21 protein-coding genes and 1 pseudogene are annotated in these 23253 nt (G+C 69.4%); 9 read left to right on the top strand and 13 right to left on the bottom strand.

The annotated features are described in order from the left end of the window. Positions 1-91: 91 nt before the first annotated feature. The 8 genes from ACFZDI_RS21900 to ACFZDI_RS21865 all read right to left on the bottom strand — a co-directional run bounded on the left by ACFZDI_RS21900 (position 92) and on the right by ACFZDI_RS21865 (position 8234). Entirely contained in the window at positions 92-1516 is a 1425-nt protein-coding gene (locus tag ACFZDI_RS21900) for an FG-GAP-like repeat-containing protein (protein ID WP_391252573.1), read from the bottom strand. Between the two features lie 35 nt (positions 1517-1551). Further along, on the bottom strand, positions 1552-2955 hold the full coding sequence (locus ACFZDI_RS21895) for an FG-GAP-like repeat-containing protein (RefSeq protein ID WP_391252571.1): 1404 nt from the start codon (positions 2953-2955) through the stop codon (positions 1552-1554). A gap of 522 nt (positions 2956-3477) precedes the next feature. Continuing rightward, positions 3478-5007 carry an FG-GAP-like repeat-containing protein gene (locus tag ACFZDI_RS21890; RefSeq protein ID WP_391252569.1) on the bottom strand — a complete coding sequence of 510 codons (1530 nt, stop codon included), beginning with the start codon at positions 5005-5007 and terminating at the stop codon, positions 3478-3480. Between the two features lie 341 nt (positions 5008-5348). Further along, on the bottom strand, positions 5349-5729 hold the full coding sequence (locus tag ACFZDI_RS21885) for a hypothetical protein (protein ID WP_234848919.1): 381 nt from the start codon (positions 5727-5729) through the stop codon (positions 5349-5351). A gap of 20 nt (positions 5730-5749) precedes the next feature. After that, positions 5750-6313, bottom strand: a complete 564-nt coding sequence (locus ACFZDI_RS21880) for a hypothetical protein (RefSeq protein WP_391252566.1) — start codon at positions 6311-6313, stop codon at positions 5750-5752. A gap of 238 nt (positions 6314-6551) precedes the next feature. Beyond that, positions 6552-6956, bottom strand: a complete 405-nt coding sequence (locus ACFZDI_RS21875) for a hypothetical protein (RefSeq protein ID WP_391252564.1) — start codon at positions 6954-6956, stop codon at positions 6552-6554. Positions 6957-7135: 179 nt separating this feature from the next. Beyond that, entirely contained in the window at positions 7136-7933 is a 798-nt protein-coding gene (locus tag ACFZDI_RS21870; protein WP_391252562.1) for a DUF1963 domain-containing protein, read from the bottom strand. Positions 7934-8066: 133 nt separating this feature from the next. Further along, the gene (locus ACFZDI_RS21865; protein WP_391252560.1) at positions 8067-8234 is read right to left on the bottom strand and encodes a hypothetical protein; all 168 of its coding nucleotides are present in this window, start codon (positions 8232-8234) and stop codon (positions 8067-8069) included. Positions 8235-8280: 46 nt separating this feature from the next. Between ACFZDI_RS21865 and ACFZDI_RS21860 the strand changes: the two genes are divergently transcribed. Next, positions 8281-8781 (top strand): hypothetical protein, encoded by a 501-nt coding sequence (locus ACFZDI_RS21860; RefSeq protein ID WP_391252558.1) that lies wholly within the window; start codon positions 8281-8283, stop codon positions 8779-8781. A 202-nt stretch (positions 8782-8983) separates the two neighbouring features. Here ACFZDI_RS21860 and ACFZDI_RS21855 read toward each other — a convergent pair whose 3' ends face one another. After that, complete coding sequence (locus ACFZDI_RS21855) at positions 8984-9901, bottom strand: polyprenyl synthetase family protein (RefSeq protein ID WP_234848924.1); 918 nt, start codon at positions 9899-9901, stop codon at positions 8984-8986. A gap of 62 nt (positions 9902-9963) precedes the next feature. Here ACFZDI_RS21855 and ACFZDI_RS21850 point away from each other — a divergent pair, with 62 nt between their 5' ends. Continuing rightward, positions 9964-10752 carry a hypothetical protein gene (locus ACFZDI_RS21850; protein ID WP_391252555.1) on the top strand — a complete coding sequence of 263 codons (789 nt, stop codon included), beginning with the start codon at positions 9964-9966 and terminating at the stop codon, positions 10750-10752. Between the two features lie 12 nt (positions 10753-10764). Here the strand turns inward: ACFZDI_RS21850 and ACFZDI_RS21845 are convergent, their stop codons facing one another. The 3 genes from ACFZDI_RS21845 to ACFZDI_RS21835 form a co-directional block, all read right to left on the bottom strand. Continuing rightward, complete coding sequence (locus tag ACFZDI_RS21845; RefSeq protein WP_391252553.1) at positions 10765-11508, bottom strand: glycosyltransferase; 744 nt, start codon at positions 11506-11508, stop codon at positions 10765-10767. Further along, positions 11490-12125 carry a hypothetical protein gene (locus ACFZDI_RS21840; protein ID WP_391252551.1) on the bottom strand — a complete coding sequence of 212 codons (636 nt, stop codon included), beginning with the start codon at positions 12123-12125 and terminating at the stop codon, positions 11490-11492. Before ACFZDI_RS21840 ends, ACFZDI_RS21845 begins: the two co-directional genes overlap by 19 nt. Positions 12126-12414: 289 nt before the next feature. Continuing rightward, entirely contained in the window at positions 12415-14739 is a 2325-nt protein-coding gene (locus tag ACFZDI_RS21835; protein WP_391252549.1) for a heterodisulfide reductase-related iron-sulfur binding cluster, read from the bottom strand. Between the two features lie 349 nt (positions 14740-15088). On the opposite strand from ACFZDI_RS21835, the gene ACFZDI_RS21830 reads away from it, so the two are divergent. The 7 genes from ACFZDI_RS21830 (at position 15089) to ACFZDI_RS21800 (ending at position 22991) form a co-directional block, all read left to right on the top strand. Beyond that, the gene (locus tag ACFZDI_RS21830) at positions 15089-16024 is read left to right on the top strand and encodes an undecaprenyl/decaprenyl-phosphate alpha-N-acetylglucosaminyl 1-phosphate transferase (protein WP_391252547.1); all 936 of its coding nucleotides are present in this window, start codon (positions 15089-15091) and stop codon (positions 16022-16024) included. A 94-nt stretch (positions 16025-16118) separates the two neighbouring features. Then, positions 16119-17975, top strand: coding sequence for a molecular chaperone DnaK (gene dnaK / locus ACFZDI_RS21825; RefSeq protein ID WP_234848930.1), 1857 nt, complete (start codon positions 16119-16121; stop codon positions 17973-17975). Beyond that, a complete protein-coding gene (gene grpE, locus ACFZDI_RS21820) occupies positions 17972-18628 on the top strand; it encodes a nucleotide exchange factor GrpE (protein WP_234848931.1) in 657 nt (218 codons plus the stop codon). The genes dnaK and grpE overlap by 4 nt, the downstream gene beginning before the upstream one ends. A 33-nt stretch (positions 18629-18661) precedes the next feature. Beyond that, positions 18662-19846: a molecular chaperone DnaJ gene (gene dnaJ, locus ACFZDI_RS21815; protein ID WP_234848932.1), complete on the top strand. Its 1185-nt coding sequence runs from the start codon at positions 18662-18664 to the stop codon at positions 19844-19846. Between the two features lie 5 nt (positions 19847-19851). Then, entirely contained in the window at positions 19852-20304 is a 453-nt protein-coding gene (locus ACFZDI_RS21810; RefSeq protein WP_142166878.1) for a heat shock protein transcriptional repressor HspR, read from the top strand. Positions 20305-20586: 282 nt separating this feature from the next. Beyond that, entirely contained in the window at positions 20587-21696 is a 1110-nt protein-coding gene (locus ACFZDI_RS21805; protein ID WP_391252544.1) for a substrate-binding domain-containing protein, read from the top strand. Positions 21697-21938: 242 nt separating this feature from the next. After that, positions 21939-22991, top strand: a complete 1053-nt coding sequence (locus ACFZDI_RS21800; RefSeq protein ID WP_234848935.1) for a helix-turn-helix transcriptional regulator — start codon at positions 21939-21941, stop codon at positions 22989-22991. On the opposite strand, the pseudogene ACFZDI_RS21795 reads toward ACFZDI_RS21800, so the two are convergent. Then, positions 22954-23133, bottom strand: a pseudogene (locus tag ACFZDI_RS21795) (helix-turn-helix transcriptional regulator); the annotation flags it as partial. The gene ACFZDI_RS21800 and the pseudogene ACFZDI_RS21795 overlap by 38 nt on opposite strands. Between the last annotated feature and the right edge of the window lie 120 nt (positions 23134-23253).

Genomic DNA, 23253 nt, shown 5'->3' with positions numbered 1-23253 from the left:
ACCGGCGGCTGTCGGTGGTCGCCGGTGGTCGTCGGGCCGACGCCCGGGGGGCGTCGTCGGGCGTCGGCCGAAGGGGCGGAAGGCGGGGTGGTCAGGAGTTGAGCGCGGTGCCGTAGCCGGGCGTGCCGGCCGTGGAGATGCCGGTCGCGCCCGGGCCGAAGCTCGTCGAGCCGGAGGTGGCCGGGCCGGTCGCCGTGCCGCGCAGGGACCAGACGGCGCCGTCGCCCGCGTTCTCGCCGGGAGCGGAGACGGACAGGTCGGCGCGGCCGTCGCCGGTGTGGTCGGTGAGGGTGACGCGCTCGCCGAACCGGTCGCCCGCCTCCGAACCGCCGGGCACACCCGCCGTGTTCTGCGTGTACGACGTCGCCCCCTTGGTGGTGAGGCCTGACGCCGAGCCGTACAGCACGGTGACGGCACCGGCGGAGCTGTTCTCGCCCGCGGAGCCGATGGCCAGGTCGGCATACCCGTCGCCGTTGATGTCGCCGAGCGAGACGCCGCTGCCGAACCGGTCACCCTTCTCGGAGGCCCCGGGCACACCGGCGCTGTCCTGGGTGAGGACGAGCGGGGCGCGGTCCGGTTCCGGGCCCTCGGGCCCGCCGTAGACGACGCTGACCTTGCCGCCGAGGGCGCCCCCGGGGTCGGCGGAGACCTCCCGGTCATTCCCCACGACGATGTCGGCGTGGCCGTCGTTGTCGATGTCGCCGACGGCGGAGACGAACCCGGCGGGCAGCTTCTGCAGCCAGTCGACGTAGTTGCCGATCTTCATGTCGGCGAGGGAGGTGGCGGCGGCGCCGTCGTGCGCGGTGCGGCCGTGCAGGACCACGCGGGGGCGGCCGTCGCCGGCGACATCGCCGGAGGAGAGGTGGGTGACGCCGTTCGAGGACGACCACCCGTCGTTCTGCGAGCCCGAACCGCCGTTGTGCGCGCTGGTCTTGGTGATCGGGCCCTTCACGAGGGAGAGGGTGGTCGGCCCGGTGGAGCCGACCGCGACGTCCACGTTCCCGTCGCCGTCGAAGTCGCCCGCGGCCAGCGTCCGGCCGTACCGGTCGTAGTCGGTGCTGAAGAAGCTGAACAGCGTGCGGGCCCCGGACAGGCCGGACGCCGAGCCCCAGACGATGGTGACCGTGCCGTCGTTGCTGTCGCTGCCGTCCTCGCCGGGCGTGCCGACCAGCAGGTCGGCGTAGCCGTCGGTGTTCAGGTCGGCGGAGGCGAGGGCGGAACCGAAGGCGTCGTCGGCCTCGGCGGTGCCCGGCATCCCGGCCGTGTTCTGCGTCAGCAGGGTCCGGGTGGAGGTCTTCGGGCCGCTGGTGCTGCCGTAGACCACCGACACGGCGCCCGCCCGCGCCTGCCCGGAGACGGTGGCGGCCGGCGCGCCGATCGCCAGGTCGGTGCGGCCGTCACCGTTGAAGTCGTACGGGGCGGCGGCCGGCGCGGCGTGCGCGGCCGGGACGGACAGGGCGAGCGCGAGCGGGGTCAGGGCCGCGGCGACGGCGGTGGAAGCGATACGGGTGCGCATGGGGGTACGTGCCTCACGGGGAAGGGGACGGGGCGTCACTGGGCGATGGCGGAGCCGAAGTTGGCGCCGTACTTGAGGGCGATGGCGGCGGTGGTGATGCCCTGCGCGCCGGTGGTGGTCAGGCCGGAGGCGGAGCCGCGCAGGAACCACAGGCCGCCCGTGGAGTTCTCGCCGGCGACGCCGACGGACAGGTCCGCCTTGCCGTCCTTCGTCACGTCGGTCAGGTCGACCGCGGACCCGAAGCTGTCGTAGGTCTCGGCGATGCCGGGCACACCGGCGGTGTCCTGGGTGTACGACTTCACGCCGCTGGTCTTCAGTCCCGACGCGGAGCCGAACAGCACGGTCACCGAGCCGGCGTTGTTCGCGGAGCCGATGTCCTCCCCCGGGGCGGCGACCGCCACGTCGGCGTACCCGTCGCCGTTGATGTCGCCGGTGCTCACGGACGTGCCGAAACCGTCGTCCGGCTCGCCCGCGCCGGGCACGCCCTCCGTGTCCTGGTGGATGACGGTCGGCTGCTGCGCCGGGTCGGGGCCGTTCGGACCGCCGTACCAGACGGTGATCTGGCCGCCCTTGTGGCCGACGGGCTTGAGCTCGTACGGGTCCGTGGAGTCGCCGAGGACGAGGTCGCCGTAGCCGTCGTGGTTGATGTCGCCGATCGCACCCTGGGAGCCGTCGGCGTTCGGCAGCTCGGTCATCTTGTGGGCCGTGCCGTTCCAGCGGAAGTAGAGGATCTCGCCGCCGGGGTCGCCGTCCACGGCGAACGGGTAGACGCGCTCGGCCGCACCGTCGCCGGTGAGGTCGCCCGCGATCACCTCGGACGTGGTGCCGAGTTCACCGACGCGGGAGTGGGTCAGCGGGCCGCCGGTCTTGGTGAAGGGGCCCTGGTAGAGGCGGGTGTGGCTCTGGCCGGTGAGGGTGACGTCGGTGTCGCCGTCGCCGTCGAAGTCGGCGGCCGCGATGCCCTGGGAGAAGCCGCCGTACTCGGAGAGGGTGGAGGGCTGCGGCAGGCCCTTGCCGCTGGTCAGGCCCGACGTGCTGCCCCACAGGACGGTGCCGGAGCCGATGCCGTCCCGGTCGCCGACGCTTTCGTTGGGGGCGCCGACGACGAGGTCGGAGTAGCCGTCCCGGTCCAGGTCACCGGCGGCCAGGGACGCGCCGAACAGGTCGCTCGATTCGGCGGTGCCGGGCACGCCCGTGGAGTTCTGGGTGATGACGGCCTTGCGGGTGGCCGATACGCCGGACGCCGACCCGTACAGCACGACGACGGCACCGGCGCACGACGCGGAGCCGACGGTGGTGCACGGGGCGCCGGTCGCGATGTCCCGGTAGCCGTCGCCGTTGAAGTCCCCGGCGAGACCGGAGGGGGCGGCGGTGGCGGGGGTGGCGGAGAGGAGGCCGCTGGTGAGGGCGGCGGCCAGCAGGAGGGTGCGCTTGCGCAAGGTGGGACTCCGGGTGGGGAAGGGGCCGGGCCCGGGGGCCCGGCCCCGAAGGGGGACGGGGTGGCTCAGCCGAGGGGCGGCGGGGCCGGGTGCCGGCGGGGTTTCCGCGGCGGGGGTGGTGCGGTTGGTGCCGACGGGGCTTCCGCGACGGGGAAGGTGCGGTGGTGCCGGCGGGGCTTCCGCGGCGGGTGGTGCGGTGGGGGTGGTGCGGTGGGTGGCGACGGGTTGCTGCGGGCGGGGTGGTGCGGTGGGTGCCGGATGGTGCGGCCTGTGCGGGACGGGTCGGCCGGTGTGGTGGCTCAGCCCGTACGGCCGGCTCAGCTGGCTCAACCGGCACGAGTCGGCTCAGCCCGCACGAGTCGGCTCAGCCGGCACGAGTCGGCTCAGCCGGCACGAGTGGGTTCGCTCGGCATGGAGGGTCAGCCCGTACGGGTCGGCATGGGTGGGCTCAGCCCGCACCGGTTGACTCGGCCATCGCGGGCGGCTCAGCCCGCATGGGTCGGCTGAGCCACCGCGGGCGGCTCAGTCGCCGAAGTTCGCGCCGAAGTTCGGGTAACCCGTCGTCGAGACACCCGAGTCGCCGGGGGCGACGGTGCGCGAACCCGTGGCCGTGATCTTCGTGCCGTTGGACGGCAGGTACAGGACCGCGCCGTTGCCGTCGTTCTCGTACGAGCCGGCCACCACGTCGGCGCGGCCGTCGCCGGTGACGTCGTCCAGCTTCACGTCGGTGCCGAGGAAGTCGCCCTTCTCGTCCGAGCCGGGGACGCCCGCGGTGCTCTGCGCGAAGGACTGGGTGCCGGTGGAGGTGTTGATGCCCGCGGCCGAGCCGTACAGCACGACGAGCTGCCCGGCATCGGTGACGGACCCGATGTCCTCGCCCGCCACGCCGACCACGAGGTCCTGGTACTCGTCGCCGTTGACGTCGCCCAGGTCCAGCTCGTAGCCGAAGTAGTCGTTCTTCTCCGCGCTGCCGGGGACGTTGCCGGTGTCCTGGGTGATGCCGGTGGTGGAGCCGATGCCGTCCGCGGCGCCGTAGGTGATCCACACCTTGCCGCCGTCGGAGGCCCCGGGGAAGGTCACCCCGTCATCGGTCTTGTTCCAGTGCATGCCGGTGACGATGTCGCCGAAGCCGTCACCGTTGATGTCGCCGATGCCGGTGATGACACCGGCCTTCAGCGGCTGGGCGCCGGCGGCGGACAGGCCGGAACTCGTTCCGAGCAGCAGGTAATTGGTGTTCCAGTACTGGCCGGTGGCGGTTTCGAAGCCGTCGACGACCAGGTCCGTGCGGTGGTCGCCGTTGACGTCGCCCGCGGTGATGTTGAGCGGCCCGGAGCCGTCGCCCGACGCCTGGACGGGGGCCTTGACGCCGTACCGCCCCTCGAGCGCCGTACCGGAGGCGCTGAGGCCGCCCTTGAGCACGTAGACGACGTTGGAGGTGTTGCCGACGGCCAGGTCGGCCTTGCCGTCGCCGTCGAAGTCGCCGGCGGCGAGGTTCCGGCCCCAGCGGTCGTGCTGGGTCGGGGCCGCGTCGGCGATCGTGACGCCCTTGCCGGTGATGCCGCCGGCCGAGCCCCACAGGACCGCGACGGTGCCGCCGTCCTTGTCGCTGCCGACGTCCTCCATCGGGGCGGAGACGGCGAGGTCGTCGTAGCCGTCGCCGTTGAAGTCGGCGTAGGCGCTGTCGGCGCCGAAGACGTCGCCGGTCTCGGCGGTGCCGGGGGTGCCGGTGGTGTTCTGGCTGATCGTGGACCGCTTCGCGGCGGACACGCCGGTCTTGGTGCCGTAGAGGACGACGAGCTGCCCGGCGTCCTTCTTGCCGCTCACGTACGCGCCGGAGGCGGAGAACGCCACGTCGCCGATGCCGTCGCCGTTGAAGTCGGCCCGCGGGGCGTGCGTGCCGTCGGCGGCCGTCGCCGGGCCGGCCGCGGCCGAGAGCAGCGTGCCGGTCAGCGCGGCCGCGGCGGCGGTCGCCAGGGCGAGCCGCACGCGGGAGCGCCGGGACGGGTGGGCGGACGCGGGACGGCGCCCGGCGGGGCGCTCGTGCTGCTGCATGCGGGGTCTCCTGCTGCATGCGGGGGATGCCTGGCGGACATCCACAGTCGATGGAGGGCCGTACCGGCCGTGTTCGCCGGGCGTTGCCCGGGCGTTCACGGCTGGTCGGCGATCAAGAGACCGCTGGCGGGACGTAAGGGTTGTACGTGAGTTCGGTTAATTTCCGGGGGTGCCGGGGACGGTCCGGGAGGGCCGGGTTCCGTCGCCGAACGGTACGGGCGGGATGTGCGGTTGGCCCCGGCCTGCAACTCGCCGTGCCCGGCGGGACGATGCCCCACCGGACACGGCTGCTCCGTGCTCGGAAACAGCTGTTCCGCGCTCGGAAACGGCTGTTCCGTGACTCAGAACAGGTGAGGTGCCAGGCCGGCGGTCGCGCCTCCGACGACGGGCACGAGCAGGACCGGCAAGCCGCGGGCGCTGCGCAGCGGCGACTCCTCCTGGCGGATGAGCAGCGCCAGCGCCATGCCGGCCATGGCCGGCAGCGCGACGCCGAGAACGGCGAGCGCCAGCAGGTTGGGCACGGCGTGGCGGGTGACGGCCCACCCCGCGCCCAGGCTGAGTGCCGCGGCGGTGATCAGCTCTCCGGTGGGCTGGATGAGGCCGAGGCGTGGACGATCGGCCCCGGCGACCCTCGCCCCGGTGCGGACGACGGCGAGCATCCAGATGATGCCCGCGACGACCAGCAGGGTCTCGCAGGCGAGAACGATGTTCGCTGCCAGCATGTAGATGCCTCCGATCGCTGCTAGTGGCAGGCTGCCTTGACGCCTTCGAGTCCCAGGAGCTGGGCGCCGACCCACTGGAGGTCGTTGGCGAGTGTGTGTCCCTTGCCCTTGCGGATGGCCTTGATCGCGCTCACGATCCGCTTGACCCCGACGCGCTTCGCCACCTTCACGATCTTCACCATCTTCGCGGCGGGCAGGAGGTTGGTACCGATGGCGACCGCGACGGCGCCCAGGCAGCCGAAGCTGGGCCAGCCGAAGCCGACCAGCGGCTGCCCCGGCTTCCGGATCTGCTGCTGTTGCTTGAGGTAGGCGGCGGTCGCCTCGTCGCCCTGTGCGAGCACGTCCTCGGGTACGGACAGCATCGAGTTGAGCAGGGCTTCCCACTGGGCGTCGTCAGCGGAGTCGTCGGCGACGGCGGCGGCCGGAGCGGTGATACCTGCGGAGACCGGAGCGGTGGTGCGAGGGGTGGCCTCGGCCGCGTGTGCCCCGGTGCTCGCGGTGAAGATCGCGCCCGCGGTGAGGGCGGACACGAACATGGCGGTGCCGCGCGTGAAGAGGGTCCGGTCGGTCGTTCTGGTGAACATCTGTCCCCGTGTTTCTCAAGGGTGGTGCGCGCACGCGCAACTGCCCGCCCTGGCAAGGCGGGAGAGACGCGCGTGCGTGTGTGGTCGAGATCAACAGAAGCAGACCGAGATCGGAACGGCTGTGACGGAAGCCATGATTCCGGCCCCTATGCCCGATAATTGTGCGGATGTTACGCCTTGATAACCATCTGATCCCAGGCGCAGCACTGATGGAACCTTCAAAACTAAACCAGCGCTGCTACAAGGCGAGACCTGCTGTCCCGCCCGTCTCCGCCGAGCCGGCCCGGGGCAGCACCGACTTCGCCGTCAGACCCCGCGACTGCCACGCGTTGTCCCGCAGCTTGAACAGGGCCCAGTAGCGGGTCGGGCACAGCAGCACGATGTTCATGAACACGGCCGCCGGGGTGCCGACGAGCCAGGAGTGCCAGCGCTGGCGGGCGGTCATGTCCGGGCGCATCAGCACGTAGAGCCCGGACTGGCCGAAGCGCACCACCAGGTACACGGCGAGGTACACCAGCGCGATGCCCGGGTCGTGGTACCGCCCGCCCAGCGTCAGGAGCGTCATGACGACGATCCAGGCCGGCATCACCGGGGTGATGACGAGCTGGAGCAGCCCGAACGCCGGCGAGATGAGCCTTCGCACTTCGTGGCGAGGTCAGGGTGTGTGCGGCGCGCTCGGCGCTGCACTCGCGAATATCGCGCGCCCCTTGGTGCGCCCCCGTATGCGCGTCCGTACCACGGGTCCGCACTGCCACGGGTTAGCTGCGGTCAGCCCAGGTGGGAGGGGACCCGGCGGCAGCTGCAGGCATCAACGCCGCCGTATCAACCGCAGTGGACCTGGGCCACCGCTTCGCTGAAGTCGCCAGCCGCGAGGGCCGCCCTGGGGATCGTGAAGTACAGCGTTCCGGCGTCGCCCCAGCCCCACCCGAGTGCGGGGTCCTCGGCCAGCTGGAGCAGGTGGACGGCCGGGCCGTCGACGTCCCGGGACGACACCGGCACGGTGTGCGAGGTGTCGGGCCAGCCGAAGGCGCAGTGGCTGCCGGCGGTGTTGCCGTCGAGATCCGCCCACTCGGTGAGGAACAGCGACGCCGCTCCCCAGTGCTCGTCCCTGTCGTAGTCCAGGTCGCCGTCCTCGACGTCCCAGCTGTCGGGGAGCATGGCGACCTCGACCGCGCGGACAGGCGTCGCCGGGTAACTCCGGGCGGGCGGGGGTGCTGTCACCGGGACGGCCCGCTCCGGGTCGGCGGGAAGGACGCGCCACATCGGGGGCTGATACACGTCCAGCTTGCGGTACTCCTCGTACGGCAGGTCCGGATCCAGGTAGAAGAAGTTCAGCAGGCCGGGCCGCACGGGCAGTTCGGGTCCCAGCCAGGGGGCGAGGGCGTCCGTGTCCAGAACGGCGTGCAGGGACAGCGGGACACCGCTCAGTTCGGGCCAGGGAGTGCCCGGTTCGAGGAGCGCGGCACCACCGAGCCGACACCGCCCTGTCGCCCCGGCGCCGTCCGTAGCGGGGACCAGCCGGAATCCGCGACGCGCCATGGCGGCGAATTGCCGGCCGGCCTTCTCGCCGAGCCGCCGGGTGCAGACGTCGTGGAGGCTGCGGGGGTCGTCGAACTGCATGGAAGGATCCTGCCAACGACACGGCCGGACCGTCACACCGCCCCCGACGAAACTCGCACGCCCGTCGCCAACGCGTCCCGGCCGAGGCGGTGTTAAGCCGTGGACACGGATGCGACGCATCCTGTGGGGGAACTCAGGCGGCCTCGGCCGCCATCGGTGTCGTCGCAGTCCTGGTGACCGGCACTCCGGCGGCGAACGCCGCGGAGGCGCAGGCTCCCGACGTCCGGTACGCGCACCGCGCCACGGGCGACCTCGGGACTCTGTAGATCGGCATCAGCTCCGACAGCGCCATCACGGACATCCGGGCCCACCTCGTCTCCGCGGCCATACGGCAGGAGGTGGCCATCGTGGAGACCGACGCGTTCGACCTGGTCTCCGGTACGGCGGACAACGGCGTGTGGCGCACCAAGAAGCCTGTCGACCTCGCCGAGCCGGGCAGTTACACCGTCCGCATCGAGGCCGCCGACGCCGACGGAGACCGTGACGTCGACAACTCCGCGGGCACGCTGGCCTATTACGTCGCGGCGGTCTTCGAGGACGTACGGCTCGACCGCACCGAGATCGACACCGATCACCGGCAGGTGCGCATCGACGGCATCCTCAAGGGACGCTGGCCGGCGACGCGCGAGCTGAAGCCCCTGGTGGACCACCGGGTGGACCTCGACGTCGACAACTGGACGGAGAACACCATCCGTACCGACGCGCAGGGCCACTTCTCCGGCACGGTCACCATGAATGACGCGGTGCCGGTGCAGGCCGTCTACCGGCACGACAACGCCCAACCCGTTCGTGGTGTACGGCGAATCCGGGTCGACTCCGATCGGCATCCGGCAGGACGGCCACACTGACCCACACCCCCTGGCAGACGGGCACCTCCCAGGGCCACGCCTTCTGACGGACATTCCCCGCCGAAACGGGGCCACTACCGCGCGCACTTGCCCCGAACGGACGCGTTCCGCGCGGCGACTTCCCAGGTCGTACGAGTGGGCCGATGACACCCCGGCGGGCCGGTGACCACTGTGTCAGGGGCCGGCCCCCAGGGAAGGCCCGTCAGATCAGAGCCTGCTGATCATTGACGAAGTCGCGCGCGGTCGCCTCGTCGTTGATCAGCAGATCGAGCCGGACCGGCAGCGGCTCATCCAGTTGTGAGGCGAGGGTCCTCGCCTCGTCCAGCCGTCGAGCGACCTCCGCACGAGCCTGGTCGACAGCCGCGGATATGGCCACCTCTGTCGGTGCCTCGTCGGTCCCCGCGCCGCCCTGCTGGCTCATCAGCAGGGCGATGGAAGAGTTCCTGCGTTCCGCCAGATCGGACCTCATGTCCTTCCCGCGCCCTTCGTCTCGCGTCACATTGTTGATGTCATTGACGAGCTGAAACGCGGTTCCCAGATGAAGTCCGATGGTGTGCAGCAGACGGCGGTCCTCACGAGAGCGGCTGGAGCACAGGGCGCCCATCCAGAAGACCAGGGCCAGGAGACTGCCGGTTTTTCGCTCCGCGACGTCGAAGGGATCCGAGATGGTGATACCTCTGTGTACGTCGTGAAACTGCCCTGACGACATGCTCACCAAGGTGTTCAGGATCCGGTGCATTGCCGTCGGCTGCACGCGGAAAGTGGTGGCCAGCCCGTCGGCGAGCAGAACGTCGGAAAGGGCAAGCGCCCCGGCCGGCCCCATGAGGGAGAGTTCCGTGGGAAGCCCTCGGCGCAGGACGTCCCGGTCTTCCACATCGTCACGTATCACACTGGCCTTGTGGATCATTTCGATGCCCACGGCCAGAGTCACAACAGACTCTCTGCTTTCTTTCGTGTCACCAGGATCAGCAAGGATTAAGAAGAGTGAGGCTCTGTTCAAGCGTCCTCTGTGCGACAGCCTGGAAACGATGTCTTCGGGAAGGCCCATCTCTTCGAGATGTCTCGCCAAGGCCAAGCGGATCTCGCTGCGAATGTCGCTCCAGTGAGAGTCGTAGATCAAATCATTGCTCTCATTCTCTCGTTAGCATCACGCAAAGGAACGCTACCCAGTATGCTTCCGCCATGTCAATCGGCCTACAAGCGCTGAAGCGTTTATCGATCTTGCTTCTCGTGCCTTTCTCGCTTTACGTGCTGAGGACCCCGCGGCGCTCAACGCGGTTGTTACTCGAGGAGGCCCGTGAGGCGCCTGAGGGTCCGATCCCGGAGGCTCGAGCGCAAAAGGAAGGGCTGGACTCCGCCGCCTTTCGCGAGCCGTACAAGATCGCCATCGGCGCCTTCTACGCCATCTGTGTGCAGCGGGCCTTCGAGACGAGTATTCAGACCCTCGATCGATCGCCGCTGGATGTGACGTTCCACGCGGGAAGTCCGGACATCAACGTGACGTCCCAGCAGATCGTCCTGATCTGTCAGTTGCTCGCAATGCTGATTTGGATGGGGCTCTATTACATCAATAACGTGCGAATCTATTTGCTTATTCCGGAGGCGAAACCTTTCAGAAGAAAGGTAACCCACGTCGTACTGACGGTCGCGCTGGCCCAGTTCTACTTCCTCGGGGCCACGATCGGCAGCCCGTCGGTGAATCAGCTGCTTCTGATTCTCGGGATTCTCGTGACTGATGCCGTGTTTCCGCTGGTGATCGGAGCGGTCCGCAGTCGGAGGACCCGCTTCATATGGGTGGTGCGTGGCAGTGCCCAGACGGCCTTTGTGCTGTGGATCCTGCTCTTCGTGCCGGCTTCGCACTACGGGCAGGTCAGGTGGAGCGTCATCATGCTGCTCCTGGTGCTCGTGCAACTGATGGTCATCGCCCCGCTGGAGAGCCACTACATGCGCAAGAGGAACCGTCTCGCATGAGGGCCCGTGGAGCTACGGTCCGCACCACCTGCCGTAGGGATACCGCTCGTCGTCGGGGCGCGATCCGGTCGGGCCCTTCCCTCGTATCACGCGTGTGTAGGCGGTGGCCCAGGTGAGTGCGAGCTTCCAGGCGGGTGTGACGGACAAACGGCGAGAACTGGCGAGGACGAACCCGCGCCACTCGATCGAGTGCCGTGCACCGAGTCTGCAGGCGCGCACTCCGAAGTCGGTGTCCTCGCCGAGAAGGAATCCTTCCTTGAAACCGCCTGTCGCCTGGAAGGTTCGCCTGTTGGTCAGCAGGAAGTCGCCGTTGGTCACGGGCAAGCCCGCCAGGCGGGCGAGCAGTATGAGGAAGTAGATGAAAACCAGGGTGGCCCGCACTCCTATCGTGGAGTGATCTGCCCGGTGGCGCACCGAGACGATATGAAGCTCGTCCGGGTGCAATCGCCTGAGGCAGCGGTGCAGGACGCCATCGCCCAGTACGACGTCGGCATCCAGGAAGAGCAGATACTCATACCGAGCTAACCGGGCTCCAATGTTGCGCTGGGTGCCGGTGTCCGTGACGGGAGATGTGGTGACTTTCAAGGGCATGGCATCGGCGAATTCGTTCGCCGTCTGTGTAGTCAATTCATTCGGGCTGGTGTCGACGATGATGACCTCGTAAGCGATCTCCAGGCGTTGGGCCAGCAGCGATTTCAGGAGTGCACCCAGGTATTTCTCCTCATTGAGGGTGGGTATTATGATCGAGAGTGCCAACTCGTTCGCCCTCCCTCTTGCCTGGCCAAGCGGATCAGGTCGAAAAGCACACACCCCAGCCCGGGTGCGAGGTATTTCGGTTGGATTCCTCGCAGAACGCCGGACGTCATGGTCGGGACAGCGGTCCCGATGGCCCGGAGCAGCGTGAAATTACGGGTGTGTTCGTCGGACTTCTCAGGGGGGACGAGCGCGCAATATCCGGAGAAGCCAAGATTCTGCCAGAGCGCCGAGATCCGGGCTGCCTCACCGGGTGGGAGCTTCGCCAGAAACGCCAGTTGGTACGCCACGGCCAGGACGATGAAGGCCGGCCTCACCGATGTCCCCCGCCGGCGCATCGACCTGAGCCATTTCACGTCGTGCACCAGCCAGGAGATGTTGACGAGGGTCTGGGCCTTGTCCTCCAGTGAGAGCTTCTTCCAGGTGTAGATTCCACCGGCCGAGTAAATCGCTTCCCAGGCCAAGTTGAAGGCCACAGCGGCCTCCGGGAGCAGTTCCTTGCCCTGCTCTTCGGTTTCTTTGACCGCTTCGCGATAGGCGGCCACCCAGCAGGCTCCGCCGAACAGCTTGAGGGCGAGAAGAGCCGAACGCTTGAGAGGGGTCTCTGCCTGGTCGATCACTGGGTCTCCCTGGTGGAGAGCTTGAGATGAAGCGTAAGGGTGGCAGGCGCGGGGTTTGGGGTGCAAGGGCGTCGGATCCGCTGGGGCGGATGGACGCCAGTTCTATTCGTAGGTGCCTCTGAGGCGCATTCCCTGGATGTCCGGTGAATTCCCTTATGGGGTGCAGGCGAGGAAAGCCGTCGTTACCTCGTCGCCGCCCGCCCCGATGCGCGAGCCTGCGGGCGCCCGAACGCCGACGCCCCCGCCCGATGGCTCGGGCGGGGGCGTCGGAACGAACAGCGGGGGCCGGTTACTTCACCGGCTCCGGCTCCGGGGCGTTCTCCGAGTCCGACGTGCCGGCCGGCGGCTCGCCGTCGTCGTTCGCCCCGTCGGTCTCGTGCTCCGCCGGGACCGGCGTCTTCACCGAGTCCAGGAGCAGCTGGGCCACGTCCACCACCTGGATGGACTCCTTCGCCTTGCCGTCGTTCTTCTTGCCGTTGACCGAGTCGGTCAGCATGACGAGGCAGAAGGGGCAGGCCGTCGAGACGATGTCGGGGTTGACGGAGAGGGCCTCGTCGACGCGCTCGTTGTTGATGCGCTTGCCGATCCGCTCCTCCATCCACATCCGCGCACCACCGGCGCCGCAGCAGAAGCCGCGCTCCTTGTGGCGGTGCATCTCCTCGTTGCGGACTCCGGGGACGGCAGCGATGATCTCGCGCGGCGGCGTGTAGATCTTGTTGTGGCGGCCCAGGTAGCACGGGTCGTGGTACGTGATGATGCCCTCGACCGGCGTGACCGGGATCAGCTTGCCCTCGTCGACGAGGTGCTGGAGCAGCTGCGTGTGGTGGATGACCTCGTAGTCGCCGCCGAGCTGCGGGTACTCGTTGCCGAGCGTGTTGAGGCAGTGCGGGCAGGTCGCGACGATCTTCTTCGAGGACTTCGGCTTCGCCGACTCGGGCGTCACCTTGCCCTCGTCGTCCATCTCCTCGCCGAACGCCATGTTCAGCGCCATGACGTTCTCCATGCCGAGCTCCTGGAACAGGGGCTCGTTGCCGAGACGCCGGGCGGAGTCACCGGTGCACTTCTCGTCGCCGCCCATGATCGCGAACTTGACGCCCGCGATGTGCAGCAGTTCCGCGAAGGCCTTCGTGGTCTTCTTGGCGCGGTCCTCCAGGGCGCCCGCGCAGCCCACCCAGTAGAGGTACTCGACCTCGGACAGGTCCTCGATGTCCTTGCCGACGACCGGGACCTCGAAGTCGACCTCCTTGAGCCACTCCAGGCGCTGCTTCTTCGCCAGGCCCCAGGGGTTGCCCTTCTTCTCCAGGTTCTTGAGCATCGTGCCCGCCTCGGACGGGAACGCGGACTCGATCATCACCTGGTAGCGGCGCATGTCGACGATGTGGTCGACATGCTCGATGTCCACCGGGCACTGCTCGACACAGGCGCCGCAGGTGGTGCAGGACCACAGGACGTCCGGGTCGATGACGCCGTTCTCCTCGGCCGTGCCGACGAGCGGGCGCTCGGCCTCCGCGAGAGCCGCGGCGGGCACCGACGCGAGCTGCTCCTCGGACGCCTTCTCCTCGCCCTCCATCGTCTTGCCGCCGCCGGCCAGCAGGTACGGCGCCTTGGCGTGCGCGTGGTCGCGCAGCGACATGATCAGCAGCTTGGGGGAGAGGGGCTTGCCCGTGTTCCAGGCGGGGCACTGCGACTGGCAGCGGCCGCACTCGGTGCACGTGGAGAAGTCCAGCAGGCCCTTCCAGGAGTACTGCTCGACCTGGGAGACACCGAAGACGTCGTCGTCGCCCGGGTCGGTGAAGTCGATCGGCTTGCCGCCCGACGTCATCGGCTGGAGCGCGCCCAGTGCCGTGCCGCCGTTCGCCTCGCGCTTGAACCAGATGTTCGGGAAGGCGAGGAAGCGGTGCCAGGCGACACCCATGTTGGTGTTGAGCGACACCACGATCATCCAGATGAACGACGTGCCGATCTTGATCATCGCGACGAAGTAGACGAGGTTCTGCAGCGCCGTGACGCTCAGTCCCTTGAACGCGAGCACCAGCGGGTACGACGCGAAGTACGACGCCTCGTAGTGGTCGACGTGGTGGAGCGCGCCCTCCAGACCCCGCAGGACGTAGATCGCGAGGCCGATGGTGAGGATGACGTACTCGACGAAGTACGCCTGGCCGGCCTTGGAACCGGCGAAGCGGGACTTGCGGCCCGGGCGGCTCGGCAGGTTCAGCAGGCGGATCGCGATGAGCACCGCGATGCCCAGGATCGTCATCACGCCGATGAACTCGATGTACAGCTCGAACGGCAGGAACTCACCGATGACCGGCAGCACCCAGTCGGCCTTGAACAGCTGGCCGAAGGCCTGGGCGAGGGTCGGCGGCAGCGTCAGGAAGCCGATCGCCACGAACCAGTGGGCGACACCGACGATGCCCCACCGGTTCATGCGCGTATGGCCGAGGAACTCCTTCACCAGGGTCACGCTGCGCTGGTAGGGGTTGTCGGTCCGGGTACCGGCGGGGACCGGCTGGCCCAGCTTGAAGTACCGGACGAACTGGCCGATCGCGCGTGCGAGCAGCGCGACGCCGATCACGGTCAGTACCAGCGACACGACGATCGCGGCGAGTTGCATGGGGGCTCCTCGGGCCTGCGAGGGGTTTCGTCGGGGTGACCTGTCGTTCTTCAGGCCTACCCGAAATTACTAAGCGGTAACTTATGCAGTCCGTCTGAGACTACCCCTATCTTCCGCCGCACTGTAGCCGGGTGGGCAGTGATCTGAATCGCTGAGGGTTGCCTCAGGAGCGGATGGATCCGGTCACGAACCCGACGCACATCCCGCCGCACATCCCTCGTGTTCTTCGTACCGAAATGTCATAGTCCCGCCTAACTTATATCCGTGCTCTACGGGATCACCGCCGCCGCCACCGCCCTTCTCCTCACCGTCCTGCTCGCGGCCGCCCTGCGGGCCCCCGGCTCTGCGGTTGCGGCTGGTCGAGCGGCGCCGGATGCGGGACGTGCCGCTGTCCGGGGGTGTCGCCGTCGTGCTCGTCACCGGGCTGGTCGTGGGGGCCGGCGAGTGGATGGGGTTCGCGCCGTCCGGCGACGGGACGCGCGGGGTGCTCGTCGCCGCGGGTGCCGTCGCCCTGCTCGGGCTCGCCGGTGACGTCCGGCGGCTGCGGCGGAGGGTGCTGGCCGCCGGTACGGGCGTGGCGGCCGCGTGTGTCGTGCCGTTCGGGGAGACGGGGATCGGGACCGGGCTGCTGGCCGTCGGGTGGGTCGTGGCGGTGGTGGCCGGGTTCCGGGGGCTCGATCACGCCGACGGGCTGGCGGGTACGGTCGGGGTCGTCACCGCCTTCGGGGTGGCGGCCTGTGCGGCCGTCGAGGCGATGGACGCCTTCGCGGGGCTGGTGAGCGTGCTGGCCGCCGCGCTGACCGGCCTCCTCCTGCACAACTGGCATCCCGCGCGCGCGGCGCTGGGCGGCTGCGGGTCCATGGCCGCCGGGTTCGTGATCGCCGTGGCGGCCGTGTACGCCCGGGCCGGGTTCGGGGTGGTGGAAAGCGCGGGGGTCCTGTTCGGGCTGACCGCCGTGGTGGCCGCCGACGCCGGCCTCGTGCTCGTGACGCGGAAGTCGGCCGGGCGGGGGCTCGCGCGCGGCGGGCCCGACCATCTCGCGCACCGGCTGCGGCGGCTCGGGGTGACCGCGCCCGGAGCGTGTCTGCTGCTGGGGGCCGGGGCGTTGCCGGGGATGCTCGTCGGGGTACTCGCGCATGCCGGCCGGATCGGGGCCGGCGCTCTGTGGTGGGTGGCGGGAGGGGTCCTCGTGGCCGTGTTTGCACTCTCCCGTGTTCCTGCATACGGCCCTCGACGCAGCGTATCCGCGCAGGTCAGCGCGCCATTGCGTGTAAGGAGCGGATAAGAGTTGAGCCTGCCCGGCTCAGGTCTGTTGACCGGTGGGGAGCCGTCGTGCACACTTGAGTCCGTTCCACTCAAGTCAGCTGGAGGAATCAACCATGGCACGTGCGGTCGGCATCGACCTGGGCACGACTAACTCCGTCGTCAGCGTTCTGGAGGGCGGCGAGCCCACCGTCATCACCAACGCCGAGGGCGCCAGGACCACGCCGTCCGTCGTCGCCTTCGCCAAGAACGGTGAGGTGCTCGTCGGAGAGGTGGCCAAGCGCCAGGCGGTCACGAACGTGGACCGGACCATCCGCTCCGTGAAGCGTCACATGGGCACCGACTGGAAGATCGAGCTCGACGGGAAGCCCTTCAACCCGCAGCAGATCAGCGCCTTCGTGCTCCAGAAGCTGAAGCGGGACGCCGAGGCCTACCTGGGCGAGAAGGTGACCGACGCGGTCATCACCGTTCCGGCGTACTTCAACGACTCCGAGCGTCAGGCCACGAAGGAGGCCGGCGAGATCGCCGGTCTGAACGTGCTGCGCATCGTCAACGAGCCCACCGCGGCCGCCCTGGCGTACGGCCTCGACAAGGACGACCAGACCATCCTGGTCTTCGACCTCGGTGGCGGTACGTTCGACGTCTCGCTGCTGGAGATCGGCGACGGTGTCGTCGAGGTGAAGGCCACCAACGGTGACAACCACCTCGGTGGTGACGACTGGGACCAGCGCATCGTCGACTACCTGGTCCAGCAGTTCCAGTCCGGCCACGGCGTGGACCTGGGCAAGGACAAGATGGCCCTGCAGCGTCTGCGCGAGGCCGCCGAGAAGGCGAAGATCGAGCTGTCCTCGTCCACCGAGACCTCGATCAACCTGCCCTACATCACCGCCTCCGCCGAGGGTCCCCTGCACCTCGACGAGAAGCTCACCCGCGCCCAGTTCCAGCAGCTGACCGCGGACCTCCTGGAGCGCTGCAAGACGCCGTTCCACAACGTCATCAAGGACGCCGGCATCTCCATCAGCGAGATCGACCACGTCGTCCTGGTCGGCGGCTCCACCCGTATGCCCGCCGTCGCCGAGCTCGTCAAGGAGCTGACCGGCGGCAAGGACGCCAACAAGGGCGTCAACCCGGACGAGGTCGTCGCCATCGGCGCCGCCCTGCAGGCCGGTGTCCTCAAGGGTGAGGTCAAGGACGTCCTGCTCCTCGACGTCACCCCGCTGTCCCTCGGCATCGAGACCAAGGGCGGCATCATGACCAAGCTCATCGAGCGCAACACCACGATCCCGACCAAGCGGTCCGAGATCTTCACCACGGCCGAGGACAACCAGCCGTCCGTGCAGATCCAGGTCTACCAGGGCGAGCGCGAGATCGCGGCGTACAACAAGAAGCTCGGGATGTTCGAGCTGACCGGTCTGCCGCCGGCGCCCCGCGGCGTCCCGCAGATCGAGGTGTCCTTCGACATCGACGCCAACGGCATCATGCACGTGACCGCGAAGGACCTGGGCACGGGCAAGGAGCAGAAGATGACCGTCACCGGCGGCTCCTCGCTGCCGAAGGACGAGGTCGACCGCATGCGCCAGGAGGCCGAGCAGTACGCGGAGGAGGACCACAAGCGCCGCGAGGCCGCCGAGTCCCGCAACCAGGGTGAGCAGCTCGTCTACCAGACCGAGAAGTTCCTCAAGGACAACGAGGACAAGGTCCCTGGCGAGATCAAGACCGAGGTCGAGGAAGCCGTCGCCGAGCTGAAGGAGAAGCTCAAGGGCGAGGACTCCGCCGAGATCCGCACCGCCACCGAGAAGGTCGCGGCCGTCTCGCAGAAGCTCGGCCAGGCCATGTACGCGGACGCGGGCGCGGCCCAGGCCGCCGGTGGTCCCGCCGGTGACGCGGGCGCGGCCGGTGGTGCCAAGTCCGCCGACGACGACGTCGTCGACGCCGAGATCGTCGACGAGGACCGGAAGGACGGTGCCGCGTGACGGAGGAGACCCCGGGCTTCGACGAGCAGCAGCCCGACGTCCCTTCCGGCGCCACCTCCGACGACGCCGAGCCGAAGGCCGCCTCCCCCTCCGCGGAGGAGGGGGCGGCCCCGGCCGGGGACACGGGCCAGGACGTGGCTCTGGTGGCCCAGCTGGACCAGGCCCGCTCCGCGCTCACCGAGCGCACGGCGGACCTCCAGCGCCTCCAGGCCGAGTTCCAGAACTACCGCCGCCGGGTCGAGCGCGACCGGATCGCGGTCAAGGAGATCGCCATCGCGAACCTCCTGACCGAGCTCCTGCCCGTGCTCGACGACATCGGCCGCGCACGTGAACACGGCGAACTGGTCGGCGGCTTCAAGTCCGTCGCCGAGTCGCTGGAGAGCACCGCGGCGAAGATGGGCCTGCAGCAGTTCGGCAAGGAGGGCGAGCCCTTCGACCCGACGATCCACGAAGCCCTGATGCACAGCTACGCACCCGACGTCACCGAGACGACGTGCGTGGCGATTCTGCAGCCCGGGTACCGGATCGGCGAGCGCACCATCCGCCCCGCCCGCGTGGCGGTGGCCGAACCCCAGCCGGGGGCGCAGACGGTCAAGGCGGACGAGTCCGCCGACGCCGACGACAAGGAGAGCGGTGGCCCGGACGAGGGCTGACGTCATAGACGAAGGGAAGGAGGGGCGTCGAGGATGAGCACCAAGGACTTCATCGAGAAGGACTACTACAAGGTCCTCGGCGTCCCCAAGGACGCCACCGAGGCCGAGATCAAGAAGGCGTACCGGAAGCTCGCCCGCGAGAACCACCCGGACGCCAACAAGGGAAACGTCAAGGCGGAGGAGCGCTTCAAGGAGATCTCCGAGGCAAACGACGTCCTCGGCGATCCCAAGAAGCGCAAGGAGTACGACGACGCGCGTGCCCTCTTCGGCAACGGCGGCTTCCGCCCGGGGCCGGGCGGCGCGGGCGGCTCCTTCAACTTCGACCTGGGCGACCTCTTCGGAGGCGGTGCCCAGGGCGGCCAGGGAGCCGGCGGCTTCGGCGGCGGGCTCGGTGACGTTTTCGGGGGCCTGTTCAACCGCGGTGGCGCGGGCGGCCCGGGGACGCGTACGCAGCCCCGGCGCGGCCAGGACATCGAGTCCGAGGTCACGCTCAGCTTCACCGAGGCGATCGAGGGCGCGACCGTCCCGCTGCGGATGTCCTCGCAGTCGCCCTGCAAGGCCTGTTCGGGCACCGGCGACAAGAACGGCACGCCGCGCGTGTGCCCGACCTGCGTCGGCACCGGGCAGGTCGCCCGGGGCAGCGGCGGCGGGTTCTCCCTGACCGACCCCTGCCCCGACTGCAAGGGCCGCGGCCTGATCGCGGAGAACGCCTGCGAGGTCTGCAAGGGCAGCGGCCGGGCCAAGTCCTCGCGGACCATGCAGGTGCGCATCCCCGCGGGCGTCAACGACGGCCAGCGGATCCGGCTGCGCGGCAAGGGAGCACCGGGCGAGCGCGGCGGGCCGGCGGGCGACCTCTACGTGGTCGTGCACGTCGACTCCCACGCGGTGTTCGGCCGCAAGGAGGACAACCTCACGGTCACCGTCCCGGTGACCTTCGCCGAGGCGGCCCTCGGCGGTGAGGTGCGGGTGCCCACCCTGGGCGGCCCGCCCGTCACCCTGAAACTGCCGCCGGGCACACCCAACGGGCGTACCATGCGCGCCCGGGGCAAGGGCGCGGTCCGCAAGGACGGCACCCGCGGCGACCTCCTGGTCACCGTCGAGGTGAGTGTTCCGAAGGACCTGTCGGGGAAGGCTCGTGACGCACTCGAGGCGTACCGCGAGGCGACCGCGGGTGAGGATCCGCGGGCGGATCTGTTCCAGGCCGCGAAGGGAGCATGAGGCAGATGGACGGTCGTCGGCGCAATCCGTACGAACTGACCGAGGAAACCCCGGTCTACGTCATCTCGGTCGCGGCACAGCTGTCCGGCCTGCACCCGCAGACGCTGCGCCAGTACGACCGCCTGGGCCTGGTCTCCCCCGACCGCACCCCCGGCCGGGGCCGCCGCTACTCGGCCCGCGACATCGAACTGCTCCGCACGGTGCAGCAGTTGTCGCAGGACGAGGGCATCAACCTGGCCGGAATCAAGCGCATCATCGAACTGGAGAACCAGGTCGCCGCGCTCCAGGCCCGGGTCGCCGAGATGCAGGACGCGCTCGACGGCGCGGCCGCGGCCATGCGGCAGCGCGAGGCGGCGGTGCACGCGTCGTACCGCCGTGACCTGGTGCCGTACCAGGAGGTGCAGCAGACCAGCGCGCTGGTGGTGTGGCGGCCGAAGCGGCAGCAGCAGTCCGACTGAACCATGTGCCCAACGTGACAGTGTGTGAAAGAGGCCGGGAGTCAACTCCCGGCCTCTTTTGCGTGCCTTGACCCGATTTCGCCAGGTCTCCTGTCCATGACTGACCGGTGCAGAGCACTTGAAGGCCATTCCGCACTGTCTTCACAACCGCTGCGGAGCGTGGTGTTGTCATCTCGTTAAGTGGTTCCGCTTGACCTGGAGGGCGCCTCAGCGTTGGCTTTTCAGTCACATGGGCCGTAAAGCTGTGCCCACGTCCGAATCACACGCGAAGTGAGCTCCCCCATGCGTCGTCGTATCTCCATATCCGTGGCCGCGGCCACGATGTCCGTCACGCTCGCCGGCTGCGGCGTGCTCAACGCGACGGGGAGCAGTGACGACGCGAGCCCGGCCAAGGGCAACGACATCACCGTGGGGCTGCTGCTGCCCGAGACGGCGAACACGCGGTACGAGAACTTCGACTACCCGATCATCAAGACCAAGGTCGAGTCGCTCACCAACGACAAGGGCCGCGTCGAGTACGCCAACGCCGAGGCGAGCGCGGACAAGCAGGCGAGCCAGCTGCAGCAGATGATCGACGACCGGGTCGACGTGATCCTGCTGGACGCGGTCGACGCCAAGGCCATCGCGAGCGGCGTGAAGAAGGCCAAGGAGGCCGGCATCCCGGTCATCGCCTACGACCGGCTGGCCGAGGGCCCGATCGACGCGTACATCTCCTTCGACAACGAGCTGGTCGGCGAGGTCCAGGGCCGCACCCTGCTGGAGGCCATCGGCGAGAAGGCGAGCCTCTCCGACAAGATCGTCATGATGAACGGCTCGCCGACGGACCCCAACGCCAAGCAGTTCAAGGCGGGCGCGATGTCCGAGCTGAACGGCAAGGTGACGATCGCCGACTCCTTCGACACCGAGGACTGGAAGCCGGAGAACGCCCAGGCCAACATGGCACGCGCGATCCAGAAGATCGGCAAGGGCAACATCGCGGCGGTGTACTCCGCCAACGACGGCATGGCCGGCGGCATCGTCAAGGCGCTGCGGGCCGCGGGTGTGACCGAGATGCCGCCGATCACCGGCCAGGACGCGGAGCTGCCCGCGGTGCAGCGGATCATCGCCGGTCAGCAGTACATGAGCGTGTACAAGTCGTACCCGCAGGAGGCGGAGAACGCCGCGGAGATGGCGGTCGCCAAGGTGCAGGGCCGCGACATCCAGTTCGCCGCCCTCACCCGCGACAGGGTCGACAGCCCCACCGACAAGGGCATCCCGGCGCAGCTCGTGCCCGTGGTCGCGCTCACCAAGGAGAACATCAAGGACACGGTGGTCGCGGACGACATCTACAAGCTGTCGGACATCTGCACGGCCGAGTACAAGGCGGCGTGCCGGGCGATCGGCCTGAAGTAGCCCCCTCCCGAGCCGGGTTCACCACCCCCGGCCTCTGCCGCGGCGGGACGGGCGAGCAGGCCTGGGAACGGACCTGCGAACAGGCTGCGACCAGGACCGCCTTCGATCGGACCGCGTTCGGAGACACCGGTGCGTACCGGTGGTTTCCGGGGGCCGTCGCGCGGGGAGCCGTGTTGCGGAGCACGTCCGGTCCGCGCATAGTTGCGCTGCGGAAGACGGCGGAACCGGGGGTGGGATGGGCGATGGCCGGGCACGGGGCGGATGAGCATCCCCACGGTGCCGACCGGCTGTGCGACGCCGGGGATCGCGTGTATTCCCGGGCCGTACGGCGCGGCCGGGTGCCGCGCCGGGACGCGGAGCCGGTGCCCTGCCTGCTGGAACTCGCCCTGCTGCACCCCGACCCCGACGACATGGACTGGCTGGTGCCGACCTCCCCGCAGGAGGTCATGACCCGGCTGCTGCGCGCGATGCACGACGAGGTCAGCGCGAGCCAGCGGCGGGTGGGCTCGGCCGTCGCGGCCGTCGAGTGGTACGCGGGACTGGGCAGCCCGGTGCGGCCGGCCGAGTCGGCCGCGTCGGCGGCGGAGGGCCCGGCCATCCGGGTCCTGGACGGACTCGCCCGGATCCAGGCGGCGATGGACGAGGCGACCCAGGCGTGCACGGCCGAGGTGCTCACGGTCCAGCCGGGCGGCATCCGCCGCGAGGCGGAACTGTCCGAGGGGCTGCACCGGGCGATGTCCCTGCGCGGCCGCGGGGTGCGGATGCGGGACCTGTACACCCATGTCGCCCGGCACGGGCAGGGGTTGCTGACGTATCTGGAGCTGATGGGCGACGCGGTGGAGGCGCGCACGCTGGACGAGGTGATCGACCGGCTGATCCTCTTCGACCGGACGGTGGCGTTCATCCCCGCCAACACCGACCGCACGATGGCCCTGGAGCTACGGCACCCGGCGCTGATCGAGTACCTCGTCACGGTCTTCGAACGGCTGTGGCGCCTGGCCATCCCCCTCACGGCCCCGCTCCCCGAGACGGGCATCGAGGGCATCTCCCACCGCGAGCAGTCGATCGCGGCGCTGCTGGCGGAGGGGCATCAGGACGCCGTCATCGCGGAACGGCTGGGCATAAGCGTGCGGACGTGCCGGGCGCACATCGCGCGCCTGTCGGAGACACTGGGGGCGGCGAGCCGTACGCAGTTGGGCGTCCGCATCGCCCAGGCGGGCCTCGACGGCCCGCCCCCCTCGGCGGCCACCCCGTCCCTCAGCGTCCCCGACCAAGGATCCCGGACCGCCCGATGAGATACCCGAGCTGCGCCCTGCGCTGACTGCCCAGCGTCGCGGCGAGCTTGGCGATGTGCACGCGCGCGGTACGGATGTTCAGCCCCAGCCGCTCGGCGAGGACGGCGTCGGTGTGCCCTTCGACGAGGAGGGCGGCCATGGCGTGCCCGAAGTCCAGCAGGCACGGCGCGGATGGGCTGCTTCGGCGCTCACGTGCCCTTCGCCAAGGGCCCGTTCGTACAGCGCGGCCCCGCCGGGGCACGGTTCCTCCGTGCCGTGCTCC

This window comes from Streptomyces sp. NPDC007907, assembly GCF_042959365.1.
GTDB lineage: Bacteria > Actinomycetota > Actinomycetes > Streptomycetales > Streptomycetaceae > Streptomyces > Streptomyces indiaensis.
Note: the sequence above shows the minus strand (reverse complement) of the source record. Positions and strands in the feature narration are given on the sequence as shown.

What these genes read in the sequence shown, in the direction of transcription:
- ACFZDI_RS21900 (WP_391252573.1), bottom strand. Translation starts at nt 1,516, where the DNA reads ATGCGCACCCGTATCGCTTCCACCGCCGTCGCCGCGGCCCTGACCCCG.
- ACFZDI_RS21890 (WP_391252569.1), bottom strand. Translation starts at nt 5,007, where the DNA reads ATGCAGCAGCACGAGCGCCCCGCCGGGCGCCGTCCCGCGTCCGCCCAC.
- ACFZDI_RS21885 (WP_234848919.1), bottom strand. Translation starts at nt 5,729, where the DNA reads ATGCTGGCAGCGAACATCGTTCTCGCCTGCGAGACCCTGCTGGTCGTC.
- ACFZDI_RS21880 (WP_391252566.1), bottom strand. Translation starts at nt 6,313, where the DNA reads ATGTTCACCAGAACGACCGACCGGACCCTCTTCACGCGCGGCACCGCC.
- ACFZDI_RS21870 (WP_391252562.1), bottom strand. Translation starts at nt 7,933, where the DNA reads ATGCAGTTCGACGACCCCCGCAGCCTCCACGACGTCTGCACCCGGCGG.
- ACFZDI_RS21865 (WP_391252560.1), bottom strand. Translation starts at nt 8,234, where the DNA reads ATGTCCGTGATGGCGCTGTCGGAGCTGATGCCGATCTACAGAGTCCCG.
- ACFZDI_RS21850 (WP_391252555.1), top strand. Translation starts at nt 9,964, where the DNA reads ATGTCAATCGGCCTACAAGCGCTGAAGCGTTTATCGATCTTGCTTCTC.
- ACFZDI_RS21835 (WP_391252549.1), bottom strand. Translation starts at nt 14,739, where the DNA reads ATGCAACTCGCCGCGATCGTCGTGTCGCTGGTACTGACCGTGATCGGC.
- dnaK (WP_234848930.1), top strand. Translation starts at nt 16,119, where the DNA reads ATGGCACGTGCGGTCGGCATCGACCTGGGCACGACTAACTCCGTCGTC.
- dnaJ (WP_234848932.1), top strand. Translation starts at nt 18,662, where the DNA reads ATGAGCACCAAGGACTTCATCGAGAAGGACTACTACAAGGTCCTCGGC.
- ACFZDI_RS21810 (WP_142166878.1), top strand. Translation starts at nt 19,852, where the DNA reads ATGGACGGTCGTCGGCGCAATCCGTACGAACTGACCGAGGAAACCCCG.
- ACFZDI_RS21805 (WP_391252544.1), top strand. Translation starts at nt 20,587, where the DNA reads ATGCGTCGTCGTATCTCCATATCCGTGGCCGCGGCCACGATGTCCGTC.
- ACFZDI_RS21800 (WP_234848935.1), top strand. Translation starts at nt 21,939, where the DNA reads ATGGCCGGGCACGGGGCGGATGAGCATCCCCACGGTGCCGACCGGCTG.